Origin of the sequence: Belnapia mucosa, from assembly GCF_016775475.1 — a bacterium.
Taxonomy (GTDB): domain Bacteria; phylum Pseudomonadota; class Alphaproteobacteria; order Acetobacterales; family Acetobacteraceae; genus Belnapia; species Belnapia mucosa.
In genome coordinates, this window is sequence record NZ_JAEUXJ010000043.1 from 1 (window position 1) to 14,790 (window position 14,790).

The 14,790-nt window shown below is 66.9% G+C and carries 13 protein-coding genes and 1 tRNA gene; 1 reads left to right on the forward strand and 13 read right to left on the reverse strand.

The window, feature by feature from the left end:
* Positions 1 to 104: 104 nt before the first annotated feature.
* The 9 genes from rpsG to JMJ55_RS29660 form a co-directional block, all read right to left on the reverse strand.
* Positions 105 to 581: a 30S ribosomal protein S7 gene (gene rpsG, locus JMJ55_RS29620; protein WP_202829207.1), complete on the reverse strand. Its 477-nt coding sequence runs from the start codon at positions 579 to 581 to the stop codon at positions 105 to 107.
* Between the two features lie 14 nt (positions 582 to 595).
* On the reverse strand, positions 596 to 967 hold the full coding sequence (rpsL, locus tag JMJ55_RS29625; RefSeq protein ID WP_043337543.1) for a 30S ribosomal protein S12: 372 nt from the start codon (positions 965 to 967) through the stop codon (positions 596 to 598).
* A 331-nt stretch (positions 968 to 1,298) separates the two neighbouring features.
* A complete protein-coding gene (rpoC, locus tag JMJ55_RS29630; RefSeq protein WP_202829208.1) occupies positions 1,299 to 5,456 on the reverse strand; it encodes a DNA-directed RNA polymerase subunit beta' in 4,158 nt (1,385 codons plus the stop codon).
* A 76-nt stretch (positions 5,457 to 5,532) separates the two neighbouring features.
* On the reverse strand, positions 5,533 to 9,711 hold the full coding sequence (gene rpoB, locus JMJ55_RS29635) for a DNA-directed RNA polymerase subunit beta (protein WP_202829209.1): 4,179 nt from the start codon (positions 9,709 to 9,711) through the stop codon (positions 5,533 to 5,535).
* A 194-nt stretch (positions 9,712 to 9,905) separates the two neighbouring features.
* Positions 9,906 to 10,292, reverse strand: coding sequence for a 50S ribosomal protein L7/L12 (gene rplL, locus JMJ55_RS29640; RefSeq protein ID WP_202829210.1), 387 nt, complete (start codon positions 10,290 to 10,292; stop codon positions 9,906 to 9,908).
* A 78-nt stretch (positions 10,293 to 10,370) separates the two neighbouring features.
* The gene (rplJ, locus tag JMJ55_RS29645) at positions 10,371 to 10,904 is read right to left on the reverse strand and encodes a 50S ribosomal protein L10 (protein ID WP_202829211.1); all 534 of its coding nucleotides are present in this window, start codon (positions 10,902 to 10,904) and stop codon (positions 10,371 to 10,373) included.
* A gap of 286 nt (positions 10,905 to 11,190) precedes the next feature.
* Positions 11,191 to 11,889 (reverse strand): 50S ribosomal protein L1, encoded by a 699-nt coding sequence (rplA, locus tag JMJ55_RS29650; protein WP_202829212.1) that lies wholly within the window; start codon positions 11,887 to 11,889, stop codon positions 11,191 to 11,193.
* A 4-nt stretch (positions 11,890 to 11,893) separates the two neighbouring features.
* On the reverse strand, positions 11,894 to 12,328 hold the full coding sequence (gene rplK, locus JMJ55_RS29655) for a 50S ribosomal protein L11 (protein ID WP_202829213.1): 435 nt from the start codon (positions 12,326 to 12,328) through the stop codon (positions 11,894 to 11,896).
* A 161-nt stretch (positions 12,329 to 12,489) separates the two neighbouring features.
* On the reverse strand, positions 12,490 to 12,753 hold the full coding sequence (locus JMJ55_RS29660; RefSeq protein ID WP_202829214.1) for a GlsB/YeaQ/YmgE family stress response membrane protein: 264 nt from the start codon (positions 12,751 to 12,753) through the stop codon (positions 12,490 to 12,492).
* 158 nt (positions 12,754 to 12,911) lie between these two features.
* Between JMJ55_RS29660 and JMJ55_RS29665 the strand changes: the two genes are divergently transcribed.
* Positions 12,912 to 13,499 (forward strand): YidB family protein, encoded by a 588-nt coding sequence (locus JMJ55_RS29665; protein WP_202829215.1) that lies wholly within the window; start codon positions 12,912 to 12,914, stop codon positions 13,497 to 13,499.
* Positions 13,500 to 13,549: 50 nt separating this feature from the next.
* On the opposite strand, the gene nusG is transcribed toward JMJ55_RS29665, so the two are convergent.
* The 4 genes from nusG to JMJ55_RS29685 form a co-directional block, all read right to left on the reverse strand.
* Positions 13,550 to 14,083 carry a transcription termination/antitermination protein NusG gene (gene nusG, locus JMJ55_RS29670; protein ID WP_202829216.1) on the reverse strand — a complete coding sequence of 178 codons (534 nt, stop codon included), beginning with the start codon at positions 14,081 to 14,083 and terminating at the stop codon, positions 13,550 to 13,552.
* 14 nt (positions 14,084 to 14,097) lie between these two features.
* Complete coding sequence (gene secE, locus JMJ55_RS29675) at positions 14,098 to 14,292, reverse strand: preprotein translocase subunit SecE (protein WP_202829217.1); 195 nt, start codon at positions 14,290 to 14,292, stop codon at positions 14,098 to 14,100.
* 116 nt (positions 14,293 to 14,408) lie between these two features.
* Positions 14,409 to 14,484: transfer RNA gene (locus tag JMJ55_RS29680), tRNA-Trp, on the reverse strand.
* Between the two features lie 138 nt (positions 14,485 to 14,622).
* A partial coding sequence (locus tag JMJ55_RS29685; protein WP_456237090.1) for an EF-Tu C-terminal domain-related protein occupies positions 14,623 to 14,790 on the reverse strand: 168 nt, incomplete at its 5' end.

Here is a 14,790-nt window from a genome sequence, read left to right on the forward strand (position 1 = left end):
GTCTTGCCATGGTCGACGTGCCCGATCGTCCCAATGTTGCAGTGCGGCTTGTTCCGCTCAAACTTCGCCTTCGCCATCGTCGTCGTTCCTCGATCGGGTCCGGATTACCAGCGGTAATGGCTGAAGGCTTTGTTCGCCTCCGCCATCCGGTGCGTGTCTTCGCGCTTCTTCACGGCCGTGCCGCGGTTGTTCGCCGCGTCCATCAGCTCGCCGGAGAGGCGCTCCTCCATCGTGTTCTCGCCGCGCTTGCGGGCGGATTCGATCAGCCAGCGGATCGCCAGGGCCTGCCGGCGCTCGGGCCGAACCTCGACCGGCACCTGGTAGGTGGCGCCACCGACACGGCGGCTCCGCACCTCGACGGCCGGCTTCACATTGTCCATGGCCTCATGGAACATGCGCAGCGGGTCGCCGTTCGGCCCGACCCGACGCTTCAGTGTATCCATGGCGGCATAGACGATGCGCTCGGCGGTGCTCTTCTTGCCGTCATACATCAGCACGTTCATGAAACGGCTGAGGACGAGATCCCCGAATTTCGGGTCCGGCAGAACTTCGCGCTTCGTCGCGCTATGACGGCGAGACATTCCTCAGCCTCTCCTTACTTCGGCCGCTTCGCGCCGTACAGCGACCGGCGCTGACGACGCTTGGGCAGGCCCTGGGTGTCCAGGACGCCGCGGAGGATGTGGTAGCGCACGCCCGGAAGATCCTTCACGCGGCCGCCCCGGATGAGCACCACGGAGTGCTCCTGGAGGTTGTGACCCTCGCCCGGGATGTAGCTCACCACCTCGTAGCCATTGGTCAGGCGAACCTTTGCCACCTTACGAAGCGCCGAGTTCGGCTTCTTCGGCGTGGTGGTGTAGACGCGCGTGCACACGCCCCGCTTCTGCGGGCAGCCCTGCAGCGCCGGAACCTTGTTCCGCTTGGCGTTCGGCTCGCGCCCCTGGGCGATGAGCTGGTTGATCGTCGGCATGACGCCCCTTCGTGTACCGTCCGTCGGCCCCGCCGCCGCGCAAAGCCAGAATGCCCGCACTGGCGGAGCGAGTGCTCGCCGGCGGGCGCCCTGACCGGCACCCGGCCTGAGCAACCCAGTCGGGGGTCGCGGTGCCGGACGCGCAGCGTTGTGGACCAAAGTCCCGGCAGTCCGGCGCCACAGCGCCCGGCCCTGCCAAGGGCGGGCTACCTACGCGCTACCGATGAGTGAGTCAAGCGAAGCGAGCCCTAGCGAATGAAAATCCACAGCTCAAAATGAAAAAGGCCGGGCTCCTTGCGGAACCCGGCCCCTTTCTCGTGTCGCAGCCGAACTACTCGGCAGCCTGACGTCCAGCCGGTTCCGGCAGCACGGGCTGCGCGGTCGGCAGCCGCCCGCGGTCCCGCTGCGCCGCCAGCGCCCGCAGCCGGTTCATGACGGAGCCCGTGCCGGCCGGAATGAGGCGGCCGACGATGACGTTCTCCTTCAGGCCAGCCAGCACATCGACCTTGCCGGCCGTAGCCGCCTCGGTCAGCACCCGCGTCGTCTCCTGGAAGGAGGCGGCGCTGATGAAGCTGGTGGTCTGCAGCGAGGCCTTGGTGATGCCCTGCAGCACCGGCTCGGCCCGGGCGGGCCGCTCCTTGGCCTGAAGCCGCTTCTCGTTCTCCTGCTCGAACTCGATCCGGTCCACCTGCTCGCCGACCAGATAGGTCGTGTCGCCGGGCTCGAGGATCTCGACCTTCTGCAGCATCTGGCGAACGATCACCTCGATGTGCTTGTCGTTGATCTTCACGCCCTGGAGTCGATAGACGTCCTGGATCTCATTCACCAGGTAGTTCGCCAACGCCTCGACGCCCAGCACGCGCAGGATGTCGTGCGGCACGCGCGGGCCGTCGACGAGCGGGTCGCCGGCCTTCACATAGTCGCCTTCCTGCACCGAGACGTGCTTGCCCTTCGGCACCAGGTATTCGCGGGGCACCGGAGCCTCGTCGCCCTGCTGCTCCGGCACCACCACGATGCGGCGCTTCGCCTTGTAGTCCTTGCCGAATTCCACGCGACCATCGATCTCGGAGATGATCGCATGGTCCTTCGGACGGCGAGCCTCGAAAAGCTCGGCAACACGCGGCAGACCGCCGGTGATGTCGCGGGTCTTCGAGGATTCGCGCGGCAGCCGGGCGAGCACGTCACCCGCCTTCACCACGCCCGCATTCTCGACGTTCAGCACCGAGGCCGGCTGCAGGAAGTACTGCTGCGTCTGCCCATCCGCCGAGCGCAGCAGCAGCCGCGGCCGGAGATTGGCATTGCGGGCCTTGTCCGCCGGCTCGCGCACCACCTTGGAGCTGAGGCCGGTCACCGGATCCGTCTCCTCATAGAGGGTCACGCCCTCGATGAGGTCGGCGAATTCCAGCGTGCCCGCCCGCTCGGTGATGATCGGCAGGGTGAAGGGATCCCACTCGGCCAGCTTCTGGCCGCGCGCGACTGTCGCACCCTCGTCGATCAGCAGCCGGGCGCCGTAGGGCACGCGGTAGCGCGCCCGCTCGCGGCCGGCCATGTCGCTGAGCACGATCTCGCAGTTGCGGCTCATCACCACCGGCGCGCCGGCGCTGTTCGCCACGACGTTGCGGTTGGCGATCTTGACCGTGCCGTCATTGGTGGCTTCCACCGCCGACTGCTCGGCCCCGCGCTGCGCCGCACCACCGATATGGAAGGTGCGCATGGTCAGCTGGGTGCCCGGCTCGCCGATCGACTGCGCGGCGATGACGCCCACCGCCTCGCCGACATTCACCGGCGTGCCGCGGGCTAGGTCTCGGCCGTAGCAATGGCCGCAGACGCCGACGCCGGCATCGCAGGTGAGGACGGAGCGGATATACATCTCCTCCACGCCAGCCGCCTCGATGCGCTCGGCATCCGGCTCCTCGATCAGCGTATTCCGTGCGACCAGCACCTCGCCCGTCGCCGGATCGACCACGTCACGCTGAGTGAAGCGGCCGAGGATGCGCTCGGAGAGCGAGGAGATGACCTCGCCGCCATCCATCACGGGCCGGACGGTGATGCCGCGCTCGGTCCCGCAATCGTTCATGACGATGATGCAGTCCTGCGCCACATCCACCAGACGGCGGGTGAGGTAGCCGGAATTCGCCGTCTTCAACGCCGTATCCGCCAGGCCCTTCCGGGCGCCGTGGGTGGAGTTGAAGTATTCGAGGACTGTCAGCCCCTCCTTGAAGTTGGAGATGATCGGCTGCTCGATGATCTCGCCGCTCGGCTTCGCCATCAGGCCGCGCATGCCGGCCAGCTGGCGCATCTGCGCAGGCGACCCACGCGCACCGGAATGGGACATCATCCAGACGCTGTTGGTCGGCCGGCCGATCTCCTGGCGGGAGATCTCCTTCATCATGGCCTGCGCCACCTCCTCGGTACAGCGCGACCAGGCATCGACGACCTTGTTGTAGCGCTCGCCGGCGGTGATGAGGCCGTCGAGATATTGCTGCTCGAACTCCTTCACCTCGGCCTTGGTCTTGGCGATCATCTCCGGCTTGCTGGCCGGGATCATCATGTCGTCCTTGCCGAAGGAGATGCCGGCCTTCGCCGCCTGACGGAAGCCGATGCCCATCAGCCGATCGGCGAAGATCACGCTCTCCTTCTGGCCGCAATGCCGGTAGACGGCATCGATGACGTCGGAGATCGACTTCTTCGTCAACTGACGGTTGATCAGGCTGTACGGCAGCTGCGGGTGCAGCGGCAGAAGCTGGCCCATCATGACCCGGCCCGGCGTCGTCACCACCCGCTCCGTCACCACCTTGCCGTCGCGGTCCATGGCCTGGCGCCGCATGCGGATCTTGGTGTGGAGCTGGATCGCACCGGCGGCCAGGGCCTGCTCGATCTCACCCATCGAGGCGAAGGCGGGCGCCTCCTTCTCGTCGGCGACGCGGAATTCCGGCGTCTCCAGGCTGAGATAATAGAGGCCAAGGACGATGTCCTGGCTCGGCACGATGATCGGCTTGCCGTTGGCTGGGCTCAGGATGTTGTTGGTCGACATCATGAGCACGCGCGCTTCCAGCTGCGCCTCGAGCGACAGCGGGACGTGCACGGCCATCTGGTCGCCGTCGAAGTCGGCGTTGAAGGCGGTGCAGACCAGCGGATGCAGCTGGATCGCCTTGCCTTCGACGAGCACCGGCTCGAAGGCCTGGATGCCGAGGCGGTGCAGCGTCGGCGCCCGGTTCAGCATGACCGGATGCTCGCGGATGACCTCCTCGAGGATGTCCCACACCTCGGGACGCTCCTTCTCCACCATCCGCTTGGCGGCCTTGATGGTGGTGGCGTGGCCGTATTTCTCGAGCTTCGAGTAGATGAAAGGCTTGAACAGCTCGAGCGCCATCTTCTTCGGCAGCCCGCACTGATGCAGCTTCATCTCCGGCCCGACCACGATGACCGAGCGGCCGGAATAGTCGACGCGCTTGCCGAGCAGATTCTGGCGGAACCGGCCCTGCTTGCCCTTCAACATGTCGGACAGCGACTTCAGCGGGCGCTTGTTGGCACCCGTGATGGCGCGGCCGCGGCGGCCGTTGTCGAACAGCGCATCCACCGCCTCCTGCAGCATGCGCTTCTCGTTCCGGACGATGATGTCCGGGGCGCGCAGCTCGATCAGGCGCTTCAGCCGGTTGTTCCGGTTGATGACGCGGCGGTACAAGTCGTTCAGGTCGGAGGTCGCGAAGCGGCCGCCATCCAGCGGCACCAGCGGGCGCAGCTCGGGCGGGATCACCGGCACGACGCCGAGGATCATCCAGTCCGGACGGGCACCCGATTCAGCGAAGGCCTCGATCAGCTTCAGCCGCTTCACCAGCTTCTTGCGCTTCGCCTCGGAGGTGGTCTCCTTCAGCTCGGCGCGCAGCCGGGTGGCCTCCTTGTCGCAGTCGATGCCGGAGAGCATCCCCTTCACCGCCTCGGCGCCGATGCCGACGGAGAAGGCGTCCTCGCCGAACTCATCCATCTTCGCCTGATACTGGTCCTCGTTCAGAAGCTGATGCAGCTTCAGATCGGTCAGGCCAGGCTCAAGGACGACATAGGATTCGAAATAAAGGACCTTCTCCAGCTCCTTCAGCGACATATCGACCATCAGGCCGACGCGGCTGGGCAGCGACTTCATGAACCAGATATGCGCGACGGGGCTGGCCAGCTCGATATGGCCCATGCGCTCGCGCCGGACCTTGGCCAGCGTCACCTCGACGCCGCACTTCTCGCAGATGATGCCGCGGAACTTCATCCGCTTGTACTTGCCGCAAAGGCACTCGTAGTCCTTGATCGGGCCGAAGATGCGGGCGCAGAACAGCCCGTCCCGCTCCGGCTTGAAGGTGCGGTAGTTGATCGTCTCCGGCTTCTTGATCTCGCCATAGGACCAGGAGCGGATCTGCTCCGGGGAGGCGATCGAGATCTTGATCTGGTCGAAGGTCATTGCCTGGCCGGTCTGGCCTAGGATCTTCATCAGCTCGTTCATGCGGCCTTCCTTGTGGTCCAGCCTGCCGCCCCGGTGGTGCCGGGGCGGCCGTGAAAGAAGGATATGGGCAGCAGCCTCAGCTGCCGCGAGTCTCGAGATCGACGTTGAGGCCGAGCGACTTCAGCTCCTTCACCAGGACGTTGAAGCTCTCCGGGATGCCGGCCTCGAAATTGTCCTGGTCGCGGACAATCGCCTCATAGACCTTGGTGCGGCCGGAGACGTCGTCGGACTTCACCGTCAGCATCTCCTGCAGCGTATAGGCGGCGCCATAGGCCTCCAGCGCCCAGACCTCCATCTCGCCGAAGCGCTGACCACCGAACTGCGCCTTGCCACCCAGGGGCTGCTGGGTGACGAGCGAGTAGGGGCCGATGGAACGGGCGTGGATTTTGTCGTCGACTAGGTGGTGCAGCTTCAGCATGTAGATGATGCCGACTGTCACCTTGCGCTCGAAGATCTCGCCGGTGCGGCCATCGGTCAGCCAGACCTGGCCGGAGCTGTCGAGCCCGGCGCGGTCCAGCATGCCCTCGATATCCGCCATCCGCGCACCGTCGAAGACGGGCGTCGCAATCGGGATGCCCTTCTTCAGGTTGTCACAGAGCTCGATCAGCTGGTCATCGCTCATCGGCGCGATGTCGCGCTGGAAGATCTCCTCGCCATAGGTGGCGCGGAGATGCGCCATCAGCTCCTCCCGCATGGCGCCGGTGCGGCGATACTCCTCGACCAGCTCACCCACCTGCTTGCCGAGATTGGCGCAGGCCCAGCCGAGATGGGTCTCGAGAATCTGCCCGACATTCATCCGCGACGGCACGCCGAGCGGATTCAGCACGAGGTCGGCCGTGGTGCCGTCCTCGAGGAAGGGCATGTCCTCCACCGGGACGACGCGCGAGACGACACCCTTGTTGCCATGCCGGCCGGCCATCTTGTCGCCGGGCTGCAGCTTCCGCTTCACCGCAACGAAGACCTTGACCATCTTCATCACGCCGGGCGGCAGCTCGTCGCCGCGCTGCAGCTTCTCGACTTTCGACTCGAAGCGCTTCTGCAGGCGCTCGACGGCAGCGTCGAACTCGCGCTTCAGCGCCTCGATCTCGGCCATGGCGGCATCATCCTGCACGCCGATCTGGCGCCAGGTGGCCTTGGCGAACTGGTCCAGCACCTCATCGGTGATGACCGTGCCCGCCTTGACGCCGCGGAAGCCGCCCGAGGCCTTCTTGTTCAGCAGGCGCTCGCGCAGCCGGCTGTGGAAGGACCGCTCCTGGATGGCCTTCTCGTCGTCACGGTCCTTGGCGAGCCGCTCGATCTCGGCCCGCTCGATCGCCATGGCGCGCTCGTCCTTGTCGACGCCGCGGCGGCTGAAGACGCGGACATCGACGATGGTGCCGGCCACGCCCGGCGGCAGCCGGAGCGAAGTGTCGCGCACATCGGAGGCCTTCTCGCCGAAGATGGCGCGGAGCAGCTTCTCCTCCGGCGTCATCGGGCTCTCGCCCTTCGGCGTCACCTTGCCGACCAGGATGTCGCCCGGCTGCACCTCGGCGCCGATATAGACGATGCCCGCCTCGTCGAGGTTGCGGAGCGCTTCCTCACCGACATTCGGGATGTCGCGGGTGATCTCCTCCTGGCCCAGCTTGGTGTCGCGGGCCATGACTTCGAATTCCTCGATATGGATCGAGGTGAAGACGTCGTCCTTGGCGATCCGCTCGCTGATGAGGATGGAGTCCTCGAAGTTGTAGCCGTTCCACGGCATGAAGGCGACGAGGACATTCCGCCCCAGTGCCAGCTCGCCCAACTCCGTGCTCGGCCCGTCGGCGATGATCTCGCCGGCGCGCACGGCGTCGCCCACCTTCACCAGCGGGCGCTGGTTGATGCAGGTGGACTGGTTGGAGCGCTGGAACTTGCGCAGCCGGTAGATGTCGACGCCACGGGTGGTACCGTCATCGCCGGTGGCCCGCACCACGATGCGGGCACCGTCGATGCTGTCCACCACGCCGTCGCGCCGGGCCACGATGGTGGCGCCGGAATCATGCGCCACCGCTGCCTCCATGCCGGTGCCGACCAGCGGCGCATCGGCGCGGACCAGCGGCACCGCCTGGCGCTGCATGTTCGAGCCCATGAGCGCGCGGTTGGCGTCATCGTTCTCGAGGAACGGGATCAGCGCCGCGGCGACGGAGACCAGCTGCTTCGGCGAGACGTCGATGGCCGTGACCTCTTCCGGCTTCACCAGCCGGAAGTCGCCGCCCTGGCGCACGCTCACCAGCTCCGACTTGAACTCGCCGGTATCCGCATCGACCTCGGCATCGGCCTGGGCGACCACCAGCCGCTCCTCCTCCATGGCGGAGAGGTAGCGCGGCTCGCCGACAATCTTCCCGTCCCGCACCAGGCGATACGGCGTCTCGATGAAGCCGTATTTGTTCACCTTGGCGAAGGTGGCGAGGCTGTTGATGAGGCCGATATTCGGGCCTTCCGGCGTCTCGATCGGGCAGATGCGGCCGTAATGCGTCGGGTGCACGTCGCGCACTTCGAAGCCGGCACGCTCACGGGTCAGACCGCCCGGGCCAAGCGCCGAGAGGCGGCGCTTATGCGTCACTTCCGACAGCGGGTTGGTCTGGTCCATGAACTGGCTGAGCTGCGAGGAGCCGAAGAACTCCCGCACCGCGGCCGCGGCCGGCTTCGCGTTGATCAGGTCATGCGGCATGACGGTGTCGATATCGACCGACCCCATGCGCTCCTTGATCGCGCGCTCCATTCGCAGCAGGCCGACGCGGTACTGGTTTTCCATCAGCTCGCCGACCGAGCGCACCCGGCGGTTGCCGAGATTGTCGATGTCGTCGATCTGGCCGCGGCCGTCCTTCAGCTCCAGCAGCACGCGCACGGTGGCGATGATGTCCTGCTTGCGCAGGGTGCGGATCGTGTCCGGCACCTCCTCGGCGGAGAAGCCGAGGCGCATGTTCATCTTCACCCGGCCGACCGAGGACAGGTCGTACCGCTCGCCGTCGAAGAACAGGCCACGGAACAGGGTCTCGGCGGTCTCCGGCGTCGGCGGCTCGCCCGGGCGCATGACCCGGTAGATGTCCATCAGCGCTTCGTCGCGGTTGGCGTTCTTGTCCACCACCAGCGTGTTGCGCATCCAGGGGCCGACCGCCTGGTCGATGGCGAGCGTCGGCAGCCGGTCGAGGCCGGCGGCCTCGATCGCTGCCAGCTTCGGCTCGGTCAGCTCCTCGCCGGCCTCGGCCCAGATCTCGCCGGTCTCCATATTGACCAGGTCCTCGGCCACGAAGCGGCCGAGCAGGTCGGCGCGGCCGACCAGCACCTCGGTGGTGCCGCCCTCGGCGATCTTGCGGGCGGCGCGCGGCGTCAGCTTGGCGTCCTTCTCCGCCACCACCTGGCCGGTTTTGGCATCGATCAGCGGCTCCTGCAGCTTGACCCCGCGGAAGGCCTCGGGGTCGAAGGGCCGCGACCAGCCCTGCGCGCTGCGGGTGAAGGCGACCTGGCCGTAGAACTGCGCCAGGATCTCCTCGGCATCCATGCCGCGGACCTCGTTCGGCTCCAGCGCCGCGCCCTTTTCGGCGCGCAACGCCTCGGTCCGGGCGGAGTCCAGCGCGAGCAGCAGCGTGGAAGCGGGCAGCTTCCGCTTGCGGTCGATGCGGACATAGCAAATGTCCTTGGCATCGAATTCGAAGTCGAGCCAGGAGCCGCGATAGGGAATGACGCGGGCGGCAAACAGGTATTTGCCGCTGCTATGGGTCTTGCCCTTGTCGTGATCGAAGAAGACGCCCGGGCTGCGGTGCATCTGGGAAACGATGACGCGCTCGGTGCCGTTGATGATGAAGGTGCCGTTGTCCGTCATGAGCGGCATGTCGCCCATATAGACGTCCTGCTCCTTGATATCGCGCACGGAACGAGAACCAGTGTCCTCATCCACGTCCCAGACGATCAGGCGCAGCCGCACCTTCAGCGGGGCGGCAAAGGTCAGCCCGCGCTGGATGCACTCCTCGACGTCGTATTTCGGCTCCTCGAGCTCGTACTGGACGAATTCCAGCCGGCCGCGGCCGGCGAAGTCGTCGATCGGGAAAACCGATTTAAAAACTTCCTGCAACCCGGTATGGGTGCGTGCGTCCGGATTGACCTCCATCTGCAGAAAGGCCTCGTAGGAGGCCCGCTGCACATCGATGAGGTTCGGCATCGGCGCCACTTCCGGCAACCGGCCGAAGCTCTTGCGGATGCGCTTGCGCCCGGTGAACGACTTCGTGATAGCGTTCATGCCTGTCCCCGTACCCCTCTCGTCCGGCGCGCTGCCCGGCGCGTGCCGATATCCCGTCCGCTGACCGCGCGGCCCGATGGGGCCCTGCAACGGCAGCACGGGCGGCAACCCAGGGGGTTCCCGCCCGCATCTCCAACAAATCTGCCCCGACCCCGGCGAAGGACGCCAGAGCCGGAATACTGGTGGGGACCGCCTTACTTGACCTCGACGGTCGCCCCGTTCTCTTCCAGCACCTTCTTGATCTTGGCGGCCTCGTCCTTCGACGCAGCCTCCTTCACCACCTTCGGCGCGCCCTCGACCAGATCCTTGGCTTCCTTCAGGCCCAGGCCGGTGATGGTGCGGATCTCCTTGATGATATTGATCTTCTTGTCGCCGGCCGCGGTGAGGGTGACGGTGAACTCGGTCTGCTCCTCGGCGGGAGCCGCCGCAGCAGCGCCACCGCCAGCAGCAGGCGCCGCTGCCGCCGCGACCGGAGCCGCCGCGGAAACGCCCCACTTCTCTTCCAGCATCTTGGAGAGCTCAGCGGCCTCCAGGACGGTCAGGCTGGAGAGCTCATCGACCAGCTTTGCGAGATCGGCCATGTCTGTGTGTCCTTTGATCTAATGGCTTGGCTTGCCGTTTGCAACACCCCCACCCTCGGCGGGGGGCTATCCCATTGGTCAGGCGGCTTCCGCCCCACCCTCGGCATCCTTCTTCGCGAAGGCGCTGAACACCCGTGCCAGCTGCGAACCAGGGGCCTGCAGGACCCCGGCGATGCGCGTTGCCGGGGTCTGGATCAGACCCAGCAGCTGCGCCCGCAGCGTCTCGAGCGAGGGCAGCTCGGACAGTGCCTTGACCCCATCGGGGTTCAGGGCCTGGGTCCCAAGCGCCCCGCCCAGGATCACGAACTTGTCGTTCGTCCTGGCGAACTCCACGGCGGTCTTCGCCACCGCCACCGGATCCGTCGACCACGCGAGCGCGGTCGGACCCTTCAGCAGCGGCGAGACAGCCTGGAAGCGGGTGCCGTCGAGGGCGAGCATGGCCAGCCGGTTCTTCGCGACCTTGTACGTCGCACCAGCCGACCGCATCCGGCGCCGCAGCTCGCTCACATCCGCAACCGTCAGGCCCTTGTTCTGGGCGACGAGCACGAAGGAGGTGTCTGCGAATACCGCGGCCAGCTGGGCGATGAACTCGCGCTTTTCCGTGCGGTCCATATCCCGTCTCCGTCGGTGGCCGGCGCCTGGTGGAGGGGCTCCGGCCGGTTCACTCGGGGGCCGGCGGCAGAATGCCGCAGGCCCCGGTTCGCCTGTCTGAGCCGGATTGCCAAGCCATCAGCACCGCCGGGCGGACCCGGCGGCGAAAACGTCTCGCATCCCGTCTTGCGCTGGCGGGGCCTGGCCCCCTTAAACCCCCGGCTGGGGGCACCTGCGGTCTCGGACAGGTCTCGGGACGGCCGGAAGGCCGTCCCTGCGCGCCCGCCCCGAAGGGCGGGCGAATAGATCAGGCCGCGCTCAGCGAGGCGATGTCGACCTTCACGCCGGGGCCCATGGTGGAGGCCAGGGACACCTTCTTCACATAGGTGCCCTTGGCGCCGGCCGGCTTGGCGCGCTGGATGGCATCGACGAAGGCGCGGGCATTCTCGATCAGCTTGGCCTCGTCGAAGCTCGCCTTGCCGATGCCGGCATGGACGATACCGGCCTTCTCCGCCCGGAACTCCACCTGGCCGGCCTTGGCGGCCGTGACAGCGCCGCGGACATCCATGGTGACGGTGCCGAGGCGGGGGTTCGGCATCAGGCCGCGCGGGCCGAGGATCTTACCGAGCCGGCCGACCAGGGCCATCATGTCCGGGGTGGCGATGCAGCGGTCGAACTCGATCCGGCCTTCCTGCACGGCGGCGGCAAGGTCATCGGCGCCGACCACATCGGCACCGGCGGCCAGCGCCTCCTCGGCCTTCGGGCCGCGGGCGAAGACGCCGACGCGGACCGTCTTGCCGGTGCCGTTCGGCAGGCCGACCACGCCGCGGACCATCTGGTCGGCATGGCGCGGGTCAATGCCGAGATTCATCGAGATCTCGATGGTCTCGTCGAACTTGGCCTTGGCATTCGCCTTCACCAGGCTGATCGCCTGGGTCAGCGAAACGATGGCGTCGCGGTCAATGGAGGAATAGATCGCCTTGAGGCGCTTGCCCTGCTTGGCCATCGGATCAGCCCTCCACCACGGTGAGGCCCATGGAGCGGGCCGAGCCCGCCAGCATGCGCACCGCCGCTTCCACGTCGTTGGCGTTCATGTCCTTCATCTTGGTCGCGGCGATCTCGCGCAGCTGGGTCTTGGTGACCCGGCCGACGGAGCCACCCTTGCCCGGCGTCTGGCTGCCCTTGTCGATCTTGGCGGCGCGCAGCAGGAAATGGGTGTTCGGCGGCGTCTTGGTGATGAAGGCGAAGGTGCGGTCGGAGAAAGCGGTGATGACCACCGGCGTCGGCGTGCCGGGCTCGAGGCCCTGGGTCGCCGCGTTGAACTCCTTCACGAACTGCATGATGTTGAGGCCGCGCTGACCCAGCGCCGGGCCCACCGGCGGGGAGGGATTCGCCTTCCCGGCCGGAATCTGCAGCTTGATATAGCCGACTATCTTCTTCGCCATGATACGTCCCTGTGGTCAGGGAGCCGCGGTGCTAACGGCGCCGGCCTCCCCATAAGGGCGGCCGGACGCCTCCCGCGTCCCGATCTGAGTAGAGCGGGGGCGTATGGGCGGGTGCGGCGGGGGAGTCAAGCCCTATCTGGGCATCCCCCCGCCGGTGGGTTTTAGAGCCGGTCCGCCGAGGAGCGCCGGGTCATGATGCTGTAGATGGCCAGCAGGATCACCGCCCCTACCACGGCCCCGATGAAGCCGGCCCCTTCCCCGGCCCGGTACCAGCCCACGGCCTGGCCCAGATAGGTCGCCACCACCGCGCCGACGATGCCGAGCAGGGTCGTGATGATGAAGCCCGAGGGGTCCCGGCCCGGATGGAGGAATTTCGCAACCAGCCCGGCGAGGAAACCGATGACGATCGTTCCGATGATACCCATGCCCGTTCCCTTTCCAACGCGTTCCAACGCGCCGGGGTAAAGCCGCCGCTCGCGCCTGGGTTCCGCCCGGGCTGCGGATTCCTTTCTCCTATGGTCGCATCGCCCTCATTCCTGGCGCGTTGGGGCTGCAGAACCATCGAGAACGGGAAAGATAAGCGATGAGCGAGAATCTGTTCGGACGATCTGGCGGCGGGCTGGCAGGTGGCCTTTCCGGCGGGATGAAGATGGCGGCCATCGCGCTGCTGATCCAGCAGCTGATGAAGCATTCCCGTAGCGGGGAAGGGTCGGTGCCGCAGTCCATGCCACAAGGGATGCCCCAAGGAATGCCCCAATCCATGCCCCAGGGTGGCGGCGGCGGGCTGGGCGATATCCTGGGCGGGCTGCTCGGCGGGGCCGGCGCTGGCGCGGCGGGCGGCATCCTGGGTGGGCTGGGCGGCCTGCTCGGCGGGCTGCGGAACCAGGGGCTCGAGCGGCATGTCGATAGCTGGGTGCGTCCCGGCCCGAACCATAACGTCTCCGCGGATGAACTCTCCCGCGCCTTCGACCCGAAGGATGTGGATGCCGCCGCCCAGCAGGCCGGCACCGACCGCGGCACGCTGATGAATGAGGTGAGCCGGGTCCTGCCCGATATGGTGGACCGGCTGACACCCGGCGGCCGCGTCCCGCAGCATGAAGGTGAGTTGGAGGGAGGCCTGGGCGGCCTGCTGCGCAATCTTCTCGGCGGCGGTGCAAATCCGGGCCGGTAAGGCCCGGACCATGTCCTAATCCCCCGGGCAGCAAGCCCGGGGGCGAGGCGTCAGGTCTTCTCGACCTGGGTGTATTCCAGCTCCACCGGGGTGGAGCGGCCGAAGATGCTGACCGAGACCTTCACCCGGCCACGCTCCTCGTCCACCTCCTCGACCGTTCCCATGAAGCTGGTGAAGGGGCCGTCGGCGACGCGGACCTGCTCGCCCACCTCGAAGATCACGGCGGGCTTGCGGGGCTTCTCCACCCCTTCCTTCACCTGGTTGACGATACGCTGGGCCTCGGCCTCGGTGATCGGGCTGGGCTTGTTACGGTTGCCGAGGAAGCCGGTGACCTTCGGCGTGTCCTTCACCAGGTGCCAGGCATCGTCCGACATCTCCATCTTCACCAGCACATAGCCGGGGAAGAATTTCCGTTCGGAATTCACCTTCTGGCCGCGGCGGACCTCAGTCACTTCCTCGGCGGGAACCAGGATTTCGTCGATCTGGTCGGCCAGGCCCTTCTGGGCGGCCTGTTCCTTGATCTGCTGCGCGATCTTCTTCTCGAAGCCCGAATAGACATGGACCACGTACCAGCGCTTGGCCATCGCCTGCTGCTCCCTCACCCGATTCCGAACAGGCCGCGCATCGCCAGGGCGATCAACTGGTCGGCGACCAGGAAGAACACCGCGGCCAGCGCCGACATCGCCAGGACGAGGCCGGTCGTGATCAGGGTTTCCTTGCGGCTCGGCCAGGTGACCTTCGCCACCTCCGTCCGCACGTCCCGGACATACTGCGCGGGATCCAGCTTGGCCAAGACAACGAACCTTCCGGGCTGCGGTTAACGCTTCGCGGGCGGCCGCCCACCCCCGCAGCATGGGGAGGGATGCCACCCTGGACAAGACAGGAATGCCCCGGCCGGGCCGGGGCAGGTGGCAGGGGCGGAGGGTCTCGAACCCCCAACCTCCGGTTTTGGAGACCGGCGCTCTACCAATTGAGCTACGCCCCTTCACGCCGGGCCGAGCCACGGCGCGGCAAGCCCTATAGGGCGGCAGCGCCGCGCTGTCGAGGGGCCATTACCCCCTCCGAAACGCAAACGGGCCGCCCGAAGGCGGCCCGTCCGGAATTCCAGCCCCTGGCCGGAAGCCTACTTCACGATGCTCGCAACGACGCCGGCGCCGACGGTGCGGCCGCCCTCGCGGATGGCGAAGCGCAGGCCCTGGTCCATGGCGATGGGGGCGATCAGCTCGACATCCATCGTCACGTTGTCGCCCGGCATCACCATCTCGACGCCTTCCGGCAGCTTCACGATCCC